Here is an 897-nt window from a genome sequence, read left to right on the forward strand (position 1 = left end):
CCCCGGGCCCGCGCCGGCCCCAGAACCGGTCGCAGGTCAGACGGAGGCGGCACCGTCCACCACGATGACCTGGCCGTTGATGTTCGTGTGTTCCCGCAGCAGCATCCGCACCACCGGGGTGACCTCCGCCGGTTCGGTCAGGTGACCGGTCGGGGTACGGCGCACGATCTGGTCGAGTTGGGTCGGACCGAGCACCGCGGACATCTCCGAGGCGAAGAAGCCGGGCGCGACGGAGTTGACCAGCAGCCGGCCGCCCAGTTCCCGGGCCAGCGAGCGGGTGGCCGCGTCCATGCCGCCCTTGGTGGGCGTGTAGGCGACGAGGCCGGGGAAACCGCGCTGCCCGCAGATCGAGGTGATGTTGACGATCCGCCCGCGCAGCCCCTTGGCGAGCATCCGGCGGATCACCAGCCGGGTCAGCTGCAGCGGGGCCGTCAGGTTGGTCTCGATGATCCGGGCGATGTCGTCGGTGGCGGTGTGCGCGTGCAGGGAGTCCTGCCCCATGGCGGCGTTGTTGACGATGCCGTCGATCGGGCCGAGGTGCTGCTCCACCTCGCGGATGAAGCTCTGCGCGGCCCGCAGGTCGGTGACGTCCACCGCGCCGACGTGCACCCGGTCGGGGTGCTCGGCGGCGAGCTTCTCCAACTCAGGGGTGATGGTGCGGGCGAACGCGGCCACCCGTACGCCCGCGTCGAGCAGGTCGGTGACGATGGCCAGGCCCAGGCCACGGGACCCGCCGGAGACGAGAACCACGGAGCTGGGTGGAACGAGCTGGGTGTCGGCGGGCTCAGACATCGCTCTTCAGGGTCTCCTTGACGGGAATGTCGGTCAGGACGCGGATGCGGCGCGGCACCGCGTGCTCGGGAAGCCGGTCGGCGCACCAGCGGACCAGCGCGGCCT

The 897-nt window shown here is 71.5% G+C and carries 1 protein-coding gene; it reads right to left on the reverse strand.

The genetic code is table 11. The annotated features are described in order from the left end of the window. Window positions 1-36: 36 nt before the first annotated feature. Window positions 37-792: an SDR family NAD(P)-dependent oxidoreductase gene (locus KBX53_RS34405; protein WP_210863970.1), complete on the reverse strand. Its 756-nt coding sequence runs from the start codon at window positions 790-792 to the stop codon at window positions 37-39. Between the last annotated feature and the right edge of the window lie 105 nt (window positions 793-897).

Source organism: Micromonospora sp. M51 (genome assembly GCF_018070305.1).
Classification (GTDB): Bacteria; Actinomycetota; Actinomycetes; order Mycobacteriales; family Micromonosporaceae; genus Micromonospora; species Micromonospora parva.

What these genes read in the sequence shown, in the direction of transcription:
- KBX53_RS34405 (WP_210863970.1), bottom strand. Translation starts at nt 792, where the DNA reads ATGTCTGAGCCCGCCGACACCCAGCTCGTTCCACCCAGCTCCGTGGTT.